12 protein-coding genes are annotated in these 15,063 nt (G+C 66.7%); 6 read left to right on the top strand and 6 right to left on the bottom strand.

What is annotated here, in order from left to right:
- Positions 1–250 precede the first annotated feature (250 nt).
- Positions 251–1,516, top strand: coding sequence for a lipase family protein (locus ACFQ9R_RS00270; protein ID WP_378987100.1), 1,266 nt, complete (start codon positions 251–253; stop codon positions 1,514–1,516).
- Positions 1,517–1,539: 23 nt separating this feature from the next.
- Here the strand turns inward: ACFQ9R_RS00270 and ACFQ9R_RS00265 are convergent, their stop codons facing one another.
- The 5 genes from ACFQ9R_RS00265 to ACFQ9R_RS00245 all read right to left on the bottom strand — a co-directional run bounded on the left by ACFQ9R_RS00265 (position 1,540) and on the right by ACFQ9R_RS00245 (position 5,422).
- Positions 1,540–2,433: an SDR family NAD(P)-dependent oxidoreductase gene (locus ACFQ9R_RS00265; protein ID WP_378987097.1), complete on the bottom strand. Its 894-nt coding sequence runs from the start codon at positions 2,431–2,433 to the stop codon at positions 1,540–1,542.
- A 62-nt stretch (positions 2,434–2,495) separates the two neighbouring features.
- Complete coding sequence (locus ACFQ9R_RS00260) at positions 2,496–3,731, bottom strand: alpha/beta hydrolase (RefSeq protein ID WP_378987094.1); 1,236 nt, start codon at positions 3,729–3,731, stop codon at positions 2,496–2,498.
- Entirely contained in the window at positions 3,728–3,973 is a 246-nt protein-coding gene (locus tag ACFQ9R_RS00255; protein WP_378925693.1) for a hypothetical protein, read from the bottom strand. Before ACFQ9R_RS00255 ends, ACFQ9R_RS00260 begins: the two co-directional genes overlap by 4 nt.
- Complete coding sequence (locus ACFQ9R_RS00250) at positions 3,970–4,629, bottom strand: VOC family protein (protein WP_378987091.1); 660 nt, start codon at positions 4,627–4,629, stop codon at positions 3,970–3,972. Before ACFQ9R_RS00250 ends, ACFQ9R_RS00255 begins: the two co-directional genes overlap by 4 nt.
- A 37-nt stretch (positions 4,630–4,666) precedes the next feature.
- Complete coding sequence (locus ACFQ9R_RS00245) at positions 4,667–5,422, bottom strand: maleate cis-trans isomerase (RefSeq protein ID WP_378987089.1); 756 nt, start codon at positions 5,420–5,422, stop codon at positions 4,667–4,669.
- Between the two features lie 338 nt (positions 5,423–5,760).
- Here ACFQ9R_RS00245 and ACFQ9R_RS00240 point away from each other — a divergent pair, with 338 nt between their 5' ends.
- The 5 genes from ACFQ9R_RS00240 (at position 5,761) to ACFQ9R_RS00220 (ending at position 14,339) form a co-directional block, all read left to right on the top strand.
- A complete protein-coding gene (locus tag ACFQ9R_RS00240) occupies positions 5,761–7,863 on the top strand; it encodes a hydantoinase/oxoprolinase family protein (protein WP_378987086.1) in 2,103 nt (700 codons plus the stop codon).
- A 28-nt stretch (positions 7,864–7,891) separates the two neighbouring features.
- Positions 7,892–10,213: a hydantoinase B/oxoprolinase family protein gene (locus ACFQ9R_RS00235; protein WP_378987083.1), complete on the top strand. Its 2,322-nt coding sequence runs from the start codon at positions 7,892–7,894 to the stop codon at positions 10,211–10,213.
- Complete coding sequence (locus ACFQ9R_RS00230; RefSeq protein WP_378925682.1) at positions 10,210–11,898, top strand: (2,3-dihydroxybenzoyl)adenylate synthase; 1,689 nt, start codon at positions 10,210–10,212, stop codon at positions 11,896–11,898. Before ACFQ9R_RS00235 ends, ACFQ9R_RS00230 begins: the two co-directional genes overlap by 4 nt.
- A gap of 69 nt (positions 11,899–11,967) precedes the next feature.
- Positions 11,968–13,551 (top strand): FAD-dependent monooxygenase, encoded by a 1,584-nt coding sequence (locus tag ACFQ9R_RS00225; RefSeq protein ID WP_378987080.1) that lies wholly within the window; start codon positions 11,968–11,970, stop codon positions 13,549–13,551.
- Positions 13,548–14,339, top strand: coding sequence for a TetR/AcrR family transcriptional regulator (locus ACFQ9R_RS00220; RefSeq protein WP_378987077.1), 792 nt, complete (start codon positions 13,548–13,550; stop codon positions 14,337–14,339). Before ACFQ9R_RS00225 ends, ACFQ9R_RS00220 begins: the two co-directional genes overlap by 4 nt.
- A gap of 13 nt (positions 14,340–14,352) precedes the next feature.
- Here ACFQ9R_RS00220 and ACFQ9R_RS00215 read toward each other — a convergent pair whose 3' ends face one another.
- Complete coding sequence (locus ACFQ9R_RS00215) at positions 14,353–14,970, bottom strand: TetR family transcriptional regulator (RefSeq protein WP_378925674.1); 618 nt, start codon at positions 14,968–14,970, stop codon at positions 14,353–14,355.
- Between the last annotated feature and the right edge of the window lie 93 nt (positions 14,971–15,063).

The following is a 15,063-nucleotide window of genomic DNA, read 5'->3' as shown; positions in this document are numbered from 1 at the left end:
TACTTTCGTCGAGAATTTAGTAGCCGACCGCAGGGGTGGCTCACCTCACAAGGAACAAGAATGAGCTGTGCGAGCGCATCGGAGTTGGTGCCAGCTGTCACCGAAACCGCTGACAATCGATTTCACGAGCGGGGACGTGGCACAACAGGCTGCGGGGGCTTATCCATGCGGAAACTGCTTGGGGGTCGGCGTGTTTATAACGGCATATCCAGGGGCTGAAGAACAACGCAGGGGAGACGAAAGGCAGTGAATGAACGGCAAATGGAAGATCACCGCGGCACTATTGGTGTCCACAGCGGCTCTATTAATGGGAGTGGGCCCGGCAGGTGCCGGACCTGACGATGGCTTCTACACAGCACCGAACCCGCTGCCGACCAAAGCCAACGGTGCGCTGATCCGGTCGCAGCAGGTCGAACTGTTCGCGGGATTGGGTAGCGCACTGCCGGTGCGCGCGACCCGAATTCTGTTTCAGAGCGCTGATGCCCGCGGCGTCCCGGTCGCTACCAGCGGAATCGTTCTCGATCCCACCACCCCGTGGGCCGGACCGGGGCAGCGGCCGCTGATCAGCTATGCCATCGGTACCCACGGCACCGGTGACGTCTGCGCCCCATCCAAACTGCTGACCGATGGGGTGCAGGTGGACGGTGCGGGGAATCCGGCTGCCGAACTTCAAACGGACCTGGCCCAGCTGGTTGCGACGGGATACGCGGTGGTCGTGACCGACTACCAAGGTCTGGGTACCGAAGGCGGGACCACGTATGTGCAACCTCTGCCGGAGGCTCACGCGGTGCTGGACGCCGCCCGCGCGGCGATCGGGCTCGGCGTCGTCCCACCGAGCGCACCCATCGGGATCTGGGGATTTTCTCAGGGGGGCGGTTCTGCCGCGGCGGCAGCGGAACAGGCCGCAGGTTACGCACCCGAGCTCGACGTCAAAGGCACCGTCGCCGCGGCAACGCCGGCGGACCCGAGTGTCGCCTTGACGGGTGCGGAGAACGGCCGGGGCCTGACCGGCGTGATCGGGTACTTCATCAACGGACTGCTGACCAGTCACCCCGAGCTCACCTCGACGGTCACCGCGATGCTCAGTCCGGCGGGCATCGACTTTCTGCACTCCACCGCCAACGAATGTGTTTCTGGAACCGTGGCGCGCTGGGCGTTCCGCGATACCAGGGACTTCACGGTCACCGGCCAGCCGATCATGACCTCGCTGCGAGCAGATCCCGCCGTTCGAGCGGTGATCGATAGCTTCGCCCTCGGCACCATCGCGCCCGCCGATCCTGTCATGCTCCTGCAGAACATCAACGACGATGCGGTGCCGGCCGGGCCGGCCCGTCAGCTTTCCGTCGACTGGTGCGCGAAGGGCGCCGACGTGATCTACCACGAGCTCGACTATCCACCTCTGCTGCCCGAGATCGGTTTGTTCGGTCACAGCGCGACGATCCTGGGCGCCGACGTCGCGATGGCATGGCTCGCCGACCGCCTCGCCGGGGTACCGGCACAAGCAAGCTGCCGGTAATGAACTCGGCGGTCGACGTGCACTCAGGTATCTGCGTAATTCGCGCGTTCCACGAATCGGCGTAACTGGCCTTGCAGGTCCCCGACGGCGATGCTCGGTCCGGCGGTGATCTGCTCCCAGTGCGCTGCGACTCCTTCGACGGTCTGTTCGTCGGTGCGCAGCAGAACCCCGGTGGTTTCCTGCATTTCGGCCGTCGCGTAGACACCGGCTCCGGCAGCGAGGATGGTCTTGGTCGGCGCGGCGCGGGAGACCAGAAAGAGTGCCCCGGCGGTGCTCGCCTCGGGGCGCATCAACTCTGATGTGTCGGTGTCGAAGAGGGACGCGGTCATCTGTGTGGTGGCCAGCGGGGCGATCGCGTTGACACGGATCCCCTTGGGGTGTCCCTCGATGGCCAGGACATTCATCAACCCGACGAGTGCGGATTTGGCCGCCGCGTAGTTGGCCTGGCCGAAGTTTCCGTAGATCCCCGACCCGGAGGTGGTCATCAGGATTCGGCCATATTCTTGGTCGATCATGGTGTCCCACACTGCCTTCGTCGTGTGTACGGCTCCGGTGAGGTGTACGTCGATGACTCGGCGGAAGTCGCCGAGGTCGGCATTTCGGAAGCTGGCGTCACGCAGGATTCCGGCGTTGTTGATCAGTACGTCGACGCGTCCCCACCTGCGCAGGGTTCGGTCGACCATGGCGACCACCTGCGCGTAGTCGGTGATGTCGGCGTGGTCGGCCACCGCCGAACCAGCGGCGGCCGTGATCTCGGCGACCACCTGCTCCGCGGGTGACACGGCGGCGCCCGGCACCGGTAGGTCGTTGACGACGACATGGGCGCCGCGGGCAGCGAGTTCGAGGGCGTGGGATCGGCCCAACCCGCGGCCACCGCCGGTGACGATGGCGACCTGGTCACGAAAGTCGATGGTCAAGGTGTGTCATCTTTCTGGTGTACGTAGGTTCGGTGTGATGGGCGATCAGCGTGCCGCGCCGCTCAGCCGAACCGCCCGGCGAGCCACGCACCGATCTCGGCCGCCGCCAAGCTGGCGCCGGTCGGCGCGCCCTCGGTGATCGGGCCACCGAAATGGGTACCGGGAACACTGGTGTGGCTCTTGTCGGTCGAACCCAGGGCCTCGACCATCCTCGTCGCGTCCTCGGGGAAGCAGGCCTGATCGCCGGTGAGTTCGACGAATATCGACGGAACCGTCACGCCGGGGGCGCATCGGACGAAGTCGGCATTGGTGCTCAGCGCCGACCAGGTCGACAGCCAGGCATCCGCGGTGGTGAAGCGGCCGAATCCGACCAGGCCGTAGTTGGTGAGGTCAGCTCTGCGACTGAACAGCGAACCGTAAGGGCGTTCGTTCGGGCTCAGCGACAGGTCGGTGAACCGCAGGTCCGCGTCGGTGCGATAGACGGTCAGAATCCGGGGCGCCAGGGCGGTGCGCTGATCCACGGGATCCGCGGACTTCGCGAAGCGTCGCCGTGCTTGCGATGCCGCGGCGACGTGTTCTCGGGCTACCTCGTCGATCCGCTCGATGCGCCGGCGTTGCGCCGCGCGGTAGGACTCGACGAACTCGGGGGAGTAGGTGGAACTGTGCGGTGGCTTCGCGAATCCGTTGGCCGGATCGAACGGGTTCAACGCGGGATCGACGCTGAGCGGGTCTGATTCCACCAGTACGGAAGGGTCGATCAACCGCAGCAGCAACGCGCCCTGACCCGGATGTGGCGCCATGAAGATCGCGCCGTCCGGCATCGGCATCTCGGCTCCGGTGAGATCGATTCGGCGCCCGGCGGGTGTGGTGGCCAGCCGCTGTCCGGATGGTGCGCCGGCTTGCTGGTGGTAGAAGGCGAACAGTGTCCCGCCACCCGAATGTCCTAGGGTGACAACGTGATCGAAATCCTGGTCGCGCAGGAACACCTGGCCTGCGGCCACGTCCAGCAATGCCTGTTCGTGGACGAGCGCGATGTCGTTGTTCGGTGACCGGGTGCCCTGCGTCCACACGGCGTATCCGCGTTCCAGGAGTTCGGGCACCAGCACGTGATGGGTGAGGTCTTGGCGGGGGTGCATGATCGCGACGACGGTGCGCGCCCCGGGCACCGTGCGCAGCACGCCTGCGACTTTCGCGCCGTCGTGGGTGCGCAGTTCGTGCACCGAGGTCACGGTCGAGGTCGGGGCAGCGGCGGATTCGATGTAGCGTCCGGCGCCCAGCCGTTCGGCGGATCGGGTCATCGCGGTTCGACTTTCATCGCGTCTTTGTCCCATTGCACGATCACCGAGTCGGTCAGTCCGGCGACACTGCTGTACCAGACCGCGTGGCGGCACCCGGTCGCCCGGCGATCGATGACGATCGTGCCCTCGGAGGTGAGTTTGAAGTACGGCCCGACGCGTTCGATGCCGACCTCGGGATCGCGCCCGGCGACTTCGGCGACGGGCTTGTTCTCGGGAACGTCGAGGATGAACAGTGTCGTCATTTCGCCACCGCCTCGGCGTCGAGCCGACGCTTGTCTTCGGCATCCTGCCATGCCGCGGCGCGTTCGACGATGAGCTCGGCCTTGCGGGTGAGCAGCGCGGCCATGCTCGGATTCGGTTGTGAGACAACGTCGACCAGGGCGTCGATCGTCAGGTTCGCGTCCAGATCTTCCTGAGGCGTGACCGGCCGCAGCGCGCGGGTGATCTCGATCATGTAGCCGTTGGGGTCGTGGGTGTAGATCGAGTCGATCGTCTCGTGCTGCACGCGCATCTCGACCGGCCACCGGCTGTCGTCGAGGCGGCGACGATACTCGAGCAGTTCGTCCTCGCTGTCGACGTGGATGGCCAGATGCCGGGACCGGATGAACCAGACGGGGACCTCGGCACCGAACCGGGAGTACGCGTCGCCCTGTGGGCCGCCGTCCTCGAACGGTTCCAGGCCGAAGTAGTAGAAGAAGGCCAAGCGGTCGTCGTTGCCGATGTCGAAGAAGAAGTGGATGAAGTCGGGGTGCTTGTCGGGCCCCCAGCCTGCCGCGCAGATCGAATGCACGACCGGGAAGCCGAGCACATCACGGTAGAAGGTGACCGTGGCCGCCGGATCGAAGGTCGGGTAGGCGACGTGGTCGACGCCCCGAACGGTGTGTGCGAGGTCGCTCATGATGACTCCTCTGGGTGAAGTGGACGAATAGGGGCGGTCAGTGCGGTGCGACCGCGACGTCGGCGCGCAGGAGACTGCCGGCCCGCGGGATCGCGACCGGCAGGTCGAGGCTGCGCAGAATGCTGTACGCACCCGCGGTCGCGGCGGACAGGACCGGAATGCCGAACTCTTGCTCAGCGGCGTCGACGAGGGGCAGCGACGGCATCTGCACGCAGCAGGAGATGACGAGTGCGTCGACGCCCGCCAGGTTCAGCGAGCGAGCCGCGTCCATGACTCGATCGCCCGAGATGCAGCCGACCTCGGTGTTGTCCTCGACCTCGAGGGCCCTCCAGTCGCTGATGGAGAAACCCTCCGCCTCGAGGTACGCCACGACCTTCGCCGCGAGTGGCCGCATGTACGGGGTGACCAGGGCGACGCGCTGGGCGTTCAGTGCCCGCAGTCCCTCCACGAGGGCCCCGGCGCTCGACCGGACCCGAGCCGGGGAATCGCCGGTGGCGAGCTGTTCGGCGACGGAGCTCTCCACACGCTGGTGCTCGCCCGGTCCGCCCACCATCACCGCGACCAGACAGGCGTACAGGATCACCTCGGGGGAGGCATCGGCGATCTCGAGGACGCAGCGTTCCCGCTGGGCGTTCATCGCGGCCAGTCCCTCGGGGGAGACGGTGTGCATCCGCATCCGCGTGGAGTGGAAGGAGAACTCGGCCTCGGGATGGCGGGACAGCAGCGCCGGCATCTCCGTCTCGACGGTGGCATTGGAGCTGGGAACGACCAACCCGACGCGATGGATACCCATGTGATTCCTTCCGATCCGGCCTCGACCGACTGTCAAGGATTTACGCATACGACAATTATTCGACACAAGTGATGATTGGTCAAGTGGGTGACGCCGAGCGGTTCTCCCATCGCGGGAGGGCAGCGTGTCGTGCACATCCATGTCCAGTAGCTGCTGTGTACCATCGGTGTATGGCCTGACGGCAGGTGATATGCCGCTGACCAGGGAGAAGTGACTGGCATCACGAATAGGTCTTGACATGTCGGCACAGACGTCAAATAATCGACACCAACGTAATTAGCGTTGGGATCGGTCGAAGCTCGACCTGTCCGACCACTGTCCGAAGGAGCGCAGCGGCAATGGCATATGTGATCGGTGTGGACGTCGGTGGCACGTTCACCGATGCCGTCCTCGATGACGGGAATGGGCTGATAGTCGCCGGAAAGGCGCCATCGACGCCGCCGGACTACTCGCAGGGGGTGATGGACGTCCTCGAGGTACTGGCCGAGCAGCTCGGTCGGCCGATGGAGGAGATGCTGGCCGACACTCACCACATCGCGCACGGCACCACGTCGTCGCTGAATGCCCTGGTGATGAACAAAGTCCCCGAGGTCGGCTTCCTGACCACCAAGGGACATCGCGATTCGATTTACATCATGAACGTCGAGGGGCGGTACCTGGGCAACTCGCCCGAGCAGCTGCAGAATGTGCTGAACCAGAGCAAGTCGCACGGCCTGGTGAGCAAGCGGCACGCTCTGGAGGTGACCGAGCGCATCGATCGAGACGGTCGCGTGGTCGTGGCCCTGAACGAAGACGACGTGCGGTCGGCGGTCGCGACGTTGTTGGCGGACGGGATCTCCGCGATCGCGGTGTCGCTGCTCTGGTCGTTCCGGAATCCGGCACACGAGCGGCGGATCCGCGACATCGTGCACGAGATCGACCCGTCGGTGTTCGTCGCGCTCTCCAGTGAGGTCAGCCCGCGTATCCGGGAGTTCGCGCGCAACGCCACCACGATCATGAGCACCCAGATCGGACCCGGGCTGCGCGACTACCTCGGTGAGCTCGAAGGGCGGCTGCGGGAGAAGAATCTGGCCGGCCCGCTGCTGGTGATGCAGAGCAACGGCGGCGCGGTCGCGGCGTCGGAGGCGCCGGGCAACGCCATCTCGACCGTCGGCTCGGTTCTGACCGGTGGCGTCGTCGGCGCGGTCTCACTCGGGCGGCAGCTCGGTCACCGCAACATCATCGCCACCGACGCCGGTGGAACCACGTTTCTGGCGGGCCTCGTGGTCGACGGCGAGCCGGTGCGTTCCTCCTCCACCACCATCAACCATCACCCGATCAACGTGCCGACACTGGAGGTGCACGCGATCGGCTCCGGCGGTGGCGCCATCGCCTGGCTCGACGCGGGCGGCAACCTGCAGATCGGGCCGCACAGTGCCCAGGCGGTGCCCGGCCCTGCCTGCTATGGCCAGGGCGGAACCGAACCCACGAACACCGACGCCAATCTGGTGCTGGGCATCCTGCCCGAACGCGGGCTGCTCGGCGGACGCAAGGCGCTGAGCCTGGAACAGGCACGGGAGGCTATTCGCCGCCGGATCGCCGAACCGCTCGGGTTGACGATCGAACAGGCCGCGGCCGCGATCTACGAGGTCCAGAACGCCCAGACCGGCGACCTGCTGCGCAAAACGGTGGTCGAGGCGGGACACGATCCGCGTGAGTTCATCGTCTACGCGTTCGGTGGATCCGGTCCGGCGCACTGTGGGTTCTACGCGCAGGAGATCGGCGTGAACAACGTCGTCGTTCCACTCGGTCAGGTGGCTTCGGCGTTCTCCGCCTACGGCCTGGCCGCCTCCGACATCGTGCTGGCCAGGGAACTGTCCGATCCCGCGGCCATGCCGCTGGATCCGGCCCGCGTCGAACAGAACTTCAAGCAGCTCGAGGAACAGGTCCGCGAACAACTTTCGCGGCAGGGATTGCAGTTCGCGTCGGTCGAGATCACCCGCGAGATCGACATGCGCTACACCATGCAGCTGGCAGAGGTCGCGACCCCGGTTCCGGGCGGTGCGCTGACCTCGACGGAGATCACGGACGCCGCAACGGCATTCGAAGCACGCTACGCCGACCTCTACGGCCAGGACAGCGGGTTCAGGGAAGCGGGAATCCAGGCGATCACCTACCGCGTGCGCGGCACCGGCGTCCTGCCCTTCACCCCGGAACTGCCGCCATTGGCCGCCGCGGAATCCGCCGACGCGCGCCCCGCGTTGCTCGGCACTCGCAAGGTGTGCTTGGACGGGCGCCGCGGCTACGTCGACACCGACATCTACGACTACACGAAACTGCGGGCCGGCCATGTCCTGCGCGGACCCGCGGTGATCGAGGTACCGACGACGACAGTCGTTGTGCCGCACGACACGACCGGCTCGATCGACCGGCTCGGCAACCTCACGATCACCGTCGACTGACCGCCCTCAGCACACCAGGAGTACGACCATGACCACAACGATTCCCGGCTCCGAAGGATTCGTGAGCCGACCGCCGGACCTCGACGCATTGCAGCGTTCGCTGCCTTCGTCGGTGCCCGTGCACACCGTGACGCAAGAACAGATCGACAACGTCGACCCGCTCACCTACGAGGTGATCCGGCACCGGCTCTGGTCGGTGACCGACGAGATGGGCGAGGCGCTCAAGCGGATGTCGGGTTCACCGATCGTGACCGACGCCAACGACTTCGACTTCGCCATCAGCGACGAGCTCGGCCAGGAAGTCCAGGTCGGTCTCTACAACACCATGCTGGTCGGCGCGGTGGACCTGGCGATCTACTGGACCCTGCAGAACCGCGCGAGCAACCCCGGTATCACCGAGGGCGACATGTTCCTGTGCAACGACCCCTGGGTCGGTGGCGGTCTGCACCAGAGCGATGTCATCGTCTACCAGCCGGTCTTCCACGACGGCAAGCTGTTCGCCTGGACCAGCGCGATCTGCCACGAACCCGACCTCGGTGGCTCCGGCCTCGGGTCCTTCGACCCCGCGGCCAAGGACGTGTTCTCCGAGTCCCTGCCCACTCCGCCGATCAAGGTCGTGCGTGACTACGAACTGCAGCGCGATGTCGCCGATGCCTGGGTTCGCCGTTCGCGCGTGCCGATGCTGGTCGGCCTGGACCTGCGCGCGAAGATCGGCGCCAACTCCGTCGGCCGCAACCGGCTGCTCGCGGTGATCGAGCAATACGGAGCCGACACGGTCAAGGCCGTCATGAAGCGCATGATGGCCGATGCCGAGACCCGGCTGCGCACGAAGCTGTCCGATCTGCCCGACGGCACCTGGCGCGCCACCGGCTACCAGGACCAGGCGAATGTGGGTGACCGTGGTGTCCACAAGATCACCGTGGCCATGACGAAGCGCGACGACCACCTCGTCTTCGACTTCACCGGCACCGACCCGCAGACCGGCGTGATCAACTGCACCTACGCCGGCATGCGCGGCGGGGTGATGCTCGCGCTGCTGCCGATCCTGGCCGGCGACATTCCCTGGTCGGCCGGTGGCCTCATGCGCTGCTTCGAATTGATCTCCGAGGAAGGCACGCTCAACAACGCCACCTTCCCGGCCGCGGTCAGCCGTGGCCCGATCGGGCCGGCGTGGCTGACCGGCAACCTGATCGCGGAGTGCCTCGCCCAGATGCTCGACCAGCACATCGAGCTGGGCAAGAACGTACAGGCGTCCTGCTGCGGCACCTGGGACACCACTGTGGTGGCGGGCCTGGACGAGCGGCCCGAGCAGCCCGTGCCGTTCCTCAGCATCATGATGGAACCCATGTCGGGCGGCTACGGTGCGCGTCCGGTGGCCGACGGCATGGACACCGGCGGTTTGTTCTGTATCCCGATGGGGCGCATTCCCGACACCGAGATGACCGAGTTCCTGTATCCGCTGCTCACCCTGTGGCGTCGCGAGGAGCCCGACTCCGGCGGCCCCGGCCGGCATCGCGGTGGTGTCAGCGCCTCACTCGCGGTCACCCCGTACGGGACGAGCCTGCCGATGGGCCTGGTCTTCGCGTCCGCGGGCAAGGCGGTGTCCCAGAACGGTGGACTCGCCGGTGGCTTGCCGGGCAACACCGGCCTGGAGATCCTGGCGCGCGACTCCGGTGTCACCGAGATGCTGGCCGCGGGAACGATTCCCGGTTCGCTCGACGAGCTGGCGGGCACTCAGGATCTGGGTGCGTGCTACGCGGAGAGCTACCTGGCTCCGGGCGAGGTGCTCTACATGCATTGGCAGGGTGGCGGCGGTTACGGCGACCCGCTGCGACGCGAGCCCGAGTCCGTGGCGATCGATGTGCGCAACGGCAAGGTGACACCGGCCGGCGCCGAAGCCGGGTACGGCGTCGTCGTCACCGACGGCGACCTCGACTCCGCCCGCACCGAAACATTGCGTGCGTCGGTGCGCGAGGAACGGCGGCAGCGCTCCACCGTGCCACCGAGCCAAGACGCGAAACTGGATCTGACGCATGCCCGCCGCCTCGACGACAACCTGGTCGAAGTCCGCATCGGCGACAACCGCGTGGTCGGGTGCGCGCACTGTGGTCAGCTGCTCGGCGACAGCAAGTCCGGCAAGCTGGCGCTGGCGCGCTTCGAGGGACCGTCCAGTGTGGCCGGACCGCAGGTGACCTCCGACCCAGCGGTCTACGTCGACACCGAAGTGGTGTTCCGGCAGCAGTGCTGCCCCGGATGCTGGACCGCGGTGTACTCCGGTGTGGTTCCGGCCGATCACCCCGACCACATCGCCGAACTGGCCCAGCTGCTCCCCGCGGTGGCACAGCGATGACCACGTCCGTGACCGGCCGCGCGCGCTGGGGCGAACGCCTCGTCGGGTTCCCGGCCGACCGCGCGGACCGGTACCGCCACTCCGGTGCGTGGACCGATCAGCCAGTCGCCGAACGACTCCACGACATCGCCATCCGGTTCCCGGACCGGATGGCGGTGATCGCCGCCGAGGGCTCGGTGACGTTCGCCGAGCTCGACGTCCGCACCGACCGGATCGCCGTCGGGCTCGGCGAGATCGGCCTCCGACCCGGTGATCCGGTCCTGTTCCAGGTCGGCAATCGGCTCGAGACCGTATTCGCCTGGTACGGCTGTCTGAAAGCGGGCCTCGTCCCGGTCGCGACCTTGGCGGCCCATCGAGGCCACGAAGTCGGGCAGATCAGCCGTAAGGTCGGCGCGGTCGCGCACCTGGTAGAGGCCGGAACAACGTTCGATCTGGTCACCTTCGCCCGCGAGCAGGCCGACGGCCATCCGACCCTGCGGCGCATTCTCACGCTCGCCGCGCCGGACGGTATCGGCACCTACGCGCTCGAATCGCTCGGCGCCGACGTGCCGGCGGATCAGGCGCGAGCGCACGTGGCACAGGTTCAGTCCGCCATCGATCCCCTCGACATCGCGGCGTTTCAGCTCTCCGGTGGCACCACCGGGGTGCCCAAGGTGATTCCACGCCTGCACGTCGAGTACTGGAACAACGGACTGCTCTACGCGCGCAGGCTCGGCTGGGACGAGAACACCCGCGTCGCCCACCTGATCCCGATCATCCACAACGCCGGCATCACCTGCGGTCTGCACGGCGCGCATTCGGTGGGCGGTTGCTTGATCCTGGCGACCGCGGATCCGGCGACGGCGTTTCCGCTGATCGCCGGCGCGCAGGCGACGGCGGTTCTCTTCGGGCACGGACACTTCCAAGCCCTGTTGTCGCCCGGCTACGACGAGGTCCGGCGCGAGGTCAGGCAGGTGATCCTCTCCGGCGCGAAGCCGACCGCTGAGCTCTTCGAACGGGCGGATGACGGCGAAGGGCGGTGGGCCGGGCAGCTTTTCGGCATGTCGGAGGGGCTGTTCACCGTGACCGAACCGGCGGCTCCGGAGCAAGCCAGGTTCGCCACGGTCGGCACCCCGATCGCCGCCGACGACGAGATCCGGATCCTCGATCCCGGCGGCGAGACCGAACTGTCCGACGGCAGCGTCGGTGAGCTCGTCTGTCGCGGGCCGTACACCATTCCCGGCTATTTCGACGCGGCCGAACACAATCGGACCGCCTTCACCTCCGAGGGCTTCTATCGCACCGGCGATCTCGCCATGGTGACCACCATCGACGGCGGGCGGTACCTGTCGATCGAAGGGCGGATCAAGGACCTCATCAATCGGGGCGGGGAGAAGATCAATGCCGAGGAGATCGAGCTGCTGCTGGTGAAACACGAGAACATCGCCAACGCCGCAGTGGTGGCGATGCCCGATCAACGACTCGGGGAGAAGACGTGCGCCTATCTCATAGCCGAGAACGGGATTCCGCTGACCATGAACGAGGTCCGGCAGCACCTCGACGCGCTGGGCGTGGCGAAATTCAAATGGCCCGAACGACTGGAATGGGTCAGTGCCTTCCCGCAGACCAATGTGGGAAAGATCAACAAGAAGCAGCTGCGCGCCGATGTCATCGACAAGCTCGAGAGCGAACAGTCACCCGGCTAGATCGGCCGAAGTCATTTCTCTGAATACGGCTGTGCCGAAGAAACGTGGATATCGAATGAGGAGTTCGTCATGAGGCTGGAGAAAGTGGCCGTGCTCGGGGGTGGCCCCGGCGGCTTGTACGCGGCGCGGCTGCTCAAGCGCAGTCACCCGGACGCGGAGGTTACTGTTTACGAACAGGGTTCGCCGGATACGACATTCGGGTTCGGCGTCGGTCTCGCCTCCCGCACGCAGCGCAATCTGCGCGCCGCCGACTCGTCCTCGCTGGAAGACATCGTCGCGTCCTCGCACGGGCACGAGATGTCGATGCGGATCGGCGACAACGTCGCGCGGATCTCGCACGGTGAGCTACTGGCGATCGCCAGGACCACCTTGCTGTCGGTGCTGCAGCGCCACGCCGAAGCCGCCGGCGTCCGGCTGTGCTTCGGCGAACGACGTTCGATCGACGACCTCGACGCCGATCTGATCGTGGCGGCGGACGGTGTCAACAGCGCCACGCGGACCGCGCTGGCCGCCACGATCGAACCGGACATCCGGACCGGCACCGGCCTCTACCTGTGGTGTGGCACCGACTTCGCCCTGCCGAGCGCGGTGTTCACCCCGATCACGACCGAGCACGGCACCTTTGTGGCGCACGCTTATCCCTACGCGCCCGACCGCAGCACATTCCTCATCGAAACCGACGAACGCACCTGGAAGCGAGCGGGATTCGACCTCACGACCGAACAGATCCCCGCGGCGGAATCCGATCACGAGTCCCTGGCGTACCTCGAGAAGGCGTTCGGTGACACCTTGCAGGGGCACCACCTGATCGGCAATCGCACTCGCTGGCTGCGGTTCCGCACGGTCACCTGCCGCCGGTGGCACGCGGGCAATGTCGTACTCCTCGGCGACGCGGCGCACACCGCGCACTACTCCATCGGCTCGGGCACCAAACTGGCGATGGAAGACGCGATCGCGCTCGATCAAGCCATCGCCGAAGCCACCACGATCGAGGCGGCACTGGACGAGTACGAGTACCGCCGCCGCGCCGACGTCGAGCGCTTGCAGTCCATCGCCGCCCGCAGCGAGCGGTGGTGGGACGCTTTCGCCGAACGCATGGACCTGCCGGTCGACCAGCTGATGATCAACTACATGACCCGTGCGGGAAAGGTTTCGCTCGAACGATTCGCCGCCTCCGCGCCCGAAGTCGCGAAACGCGGCGTCGCCGACTACGCGGGAGTCTCGCCTGACGCGGTCCCTGACGCCGGCCTGCTGGAGTGGGTGCTCGATCAGCCGCTGGAACGGGCCGAGCGGGCGTACCCCGATCGGCTTGCTCCCGCCGCGCTGCGTGACGACCCGTCGACCGTCGTCGTCGAACTCGACATCGATTCGGCCTGGAGTGCGGCGGCGGACGCCGTTATCGCGGGGCTTCCGCCGTCCGGCATGATCTGGCTGACCGGGCGGTCCTCCCGCCAGGAGGTGCTCACCCGCCTCGACTTCGCCGAGCGTGTCACGTGGCGCTCGAAGGCCACGGTCATCGTCGATGTTCCCGAGGAATACCGGGCCGACGCCGCCGCCGGGCTCGCCGGCGGCCGCACCCACCTCGTCGACCTCACCGCCGTTGCCACCGTTGTGGCGGGATCACCGCGCGAGCGCGATAGTGCGCTGTCATGACAGCGCATAGCCTATCGAGGGTGAACACCGATGCACACGACGAGTCGCGACCCGCCGCCGCCCGACGCGCTACCCGTGGCCGGGCGGCGTCCGAACCCGCGGCGGGGGCGCAGAGCACCTCCCGGCGCGAACTCGTCGAGCGTGAGATCATGGAGCAGGCGACCATCCTGTTCGCGGAGAAGGGTTTCGCCGGCACCACCCTCCAAGATATCGCCAAGGCGACCGGTCTGACCCGCCCCGCGCTGTACCACTACGTCGCCAACAAAGACGATCTGCTGGCCCGCCTGGTGACCGAAATCGCCGAACAGCCCGCGCAAATCTTGCGCAAGATCAACGAACGCGCCGATCTCGATCCGGCGCAACGACTCCGTGAGATGGCGATGTCGATCGCCCTGCATCAGTTGGCGGCGCCCGACCGCTTCCGGCTGCTCCTGCGATCCGAAGCGGAACTGCCCGACGCGCTCGCGAACAACTACCGCAACAGCAAGCGCCGGGTCCTCAAGGAATTCATTGCCGTCATCGACGACGGCATCCGTGCCGGGCAGTTCTACCCGGCCGATTCCCGCACCGCGGCGTTCGGCATCATCGGCATGCTGAACTGGATCGCGTTCTGGCACCATCCCGGGCAGGACGACGGCCCGGCCGCCGCCGCGCAGCTGGCCGACATGGCGATGCGCACCGTCGTGGATCCGGCAGCCGACACCAACGGACAAGGCGGCCCGCGCCGGATTCTCGAACGCCTGCGCCAGAACCTGGACTCGCTCGAGCAAACTCTCGGCGCAATCTGACGTAGCAACCCTGCTAGTCGATCGCCGGAGCTGTACCAGCCATGACGGGGAACAGGCCTGCGACGGCGGCGACGATCGCAGCGCGACGGGCTTCGCTGGATGGGTTGTGAACCTGTCCTTCGGCCAGGAAGTCGACGAGGTCGGGCTGCCAGGCCCAGGCCAGGGCGATCTGGGTGACGACGACCATGACGTCGATCGGATCCCACGCCGGATCGAGATACCCGGCGTCCTGCGCCTGTTGCAGCTGTTCGACAGTGCTACGCACGGTCCGTCGCGCGGTACTCAGGAACGGGTTGCCCAGTGACTCGGCAATTTCCAGCCGCCCCCATTGCAGCAGCCGCAGATGGTCGGGATGGGCCATGAAGTAGTCGTGCACCCGCCCCGCGTAGCTGGGCAGGTCGGTTGCGTCCATCCGGGTGGCTTCGGTCATCATCGCCAGCTCGCGCTCGGCGATATGCCGATAGAGTGCGCGCTTGCCGCCGAAGTGCGCGTACAGCCGCTCTTTGCTCGTTTTCGCTTTGCTCGCGATCCGGTCGATGCGAGCGCCCGCTACTCCGTACTGCGCGAACTCGTCTGTCGCCGCGGCGACAATGCGGTCGCGAGTGGTGTCTGCATCAGCGGAGGTGGTCACTCCACAACGGTACCGGCCGAACTGTTCGGTATTGACGGTTCGTGGCTATTCCTGGGCGTTGAGTGCGCGGGCAGGCGACCGTATCAACCACCC

This window comes from Nocardia sp. NPDC056541 (assembly GCF_042794235.1).
In the GTDB taxonomy this organism is placed as follows: Bacteria; Actinomycetota; Actinomycetes; order Mycobacteriales; family Mycobacteriaceae; genus Nocardia.
The sequence above is the reverse complement of the archived record's forward strand: the minus strand, read 5'-3'. Positions and strand labels throughout refer to the sequence as shown.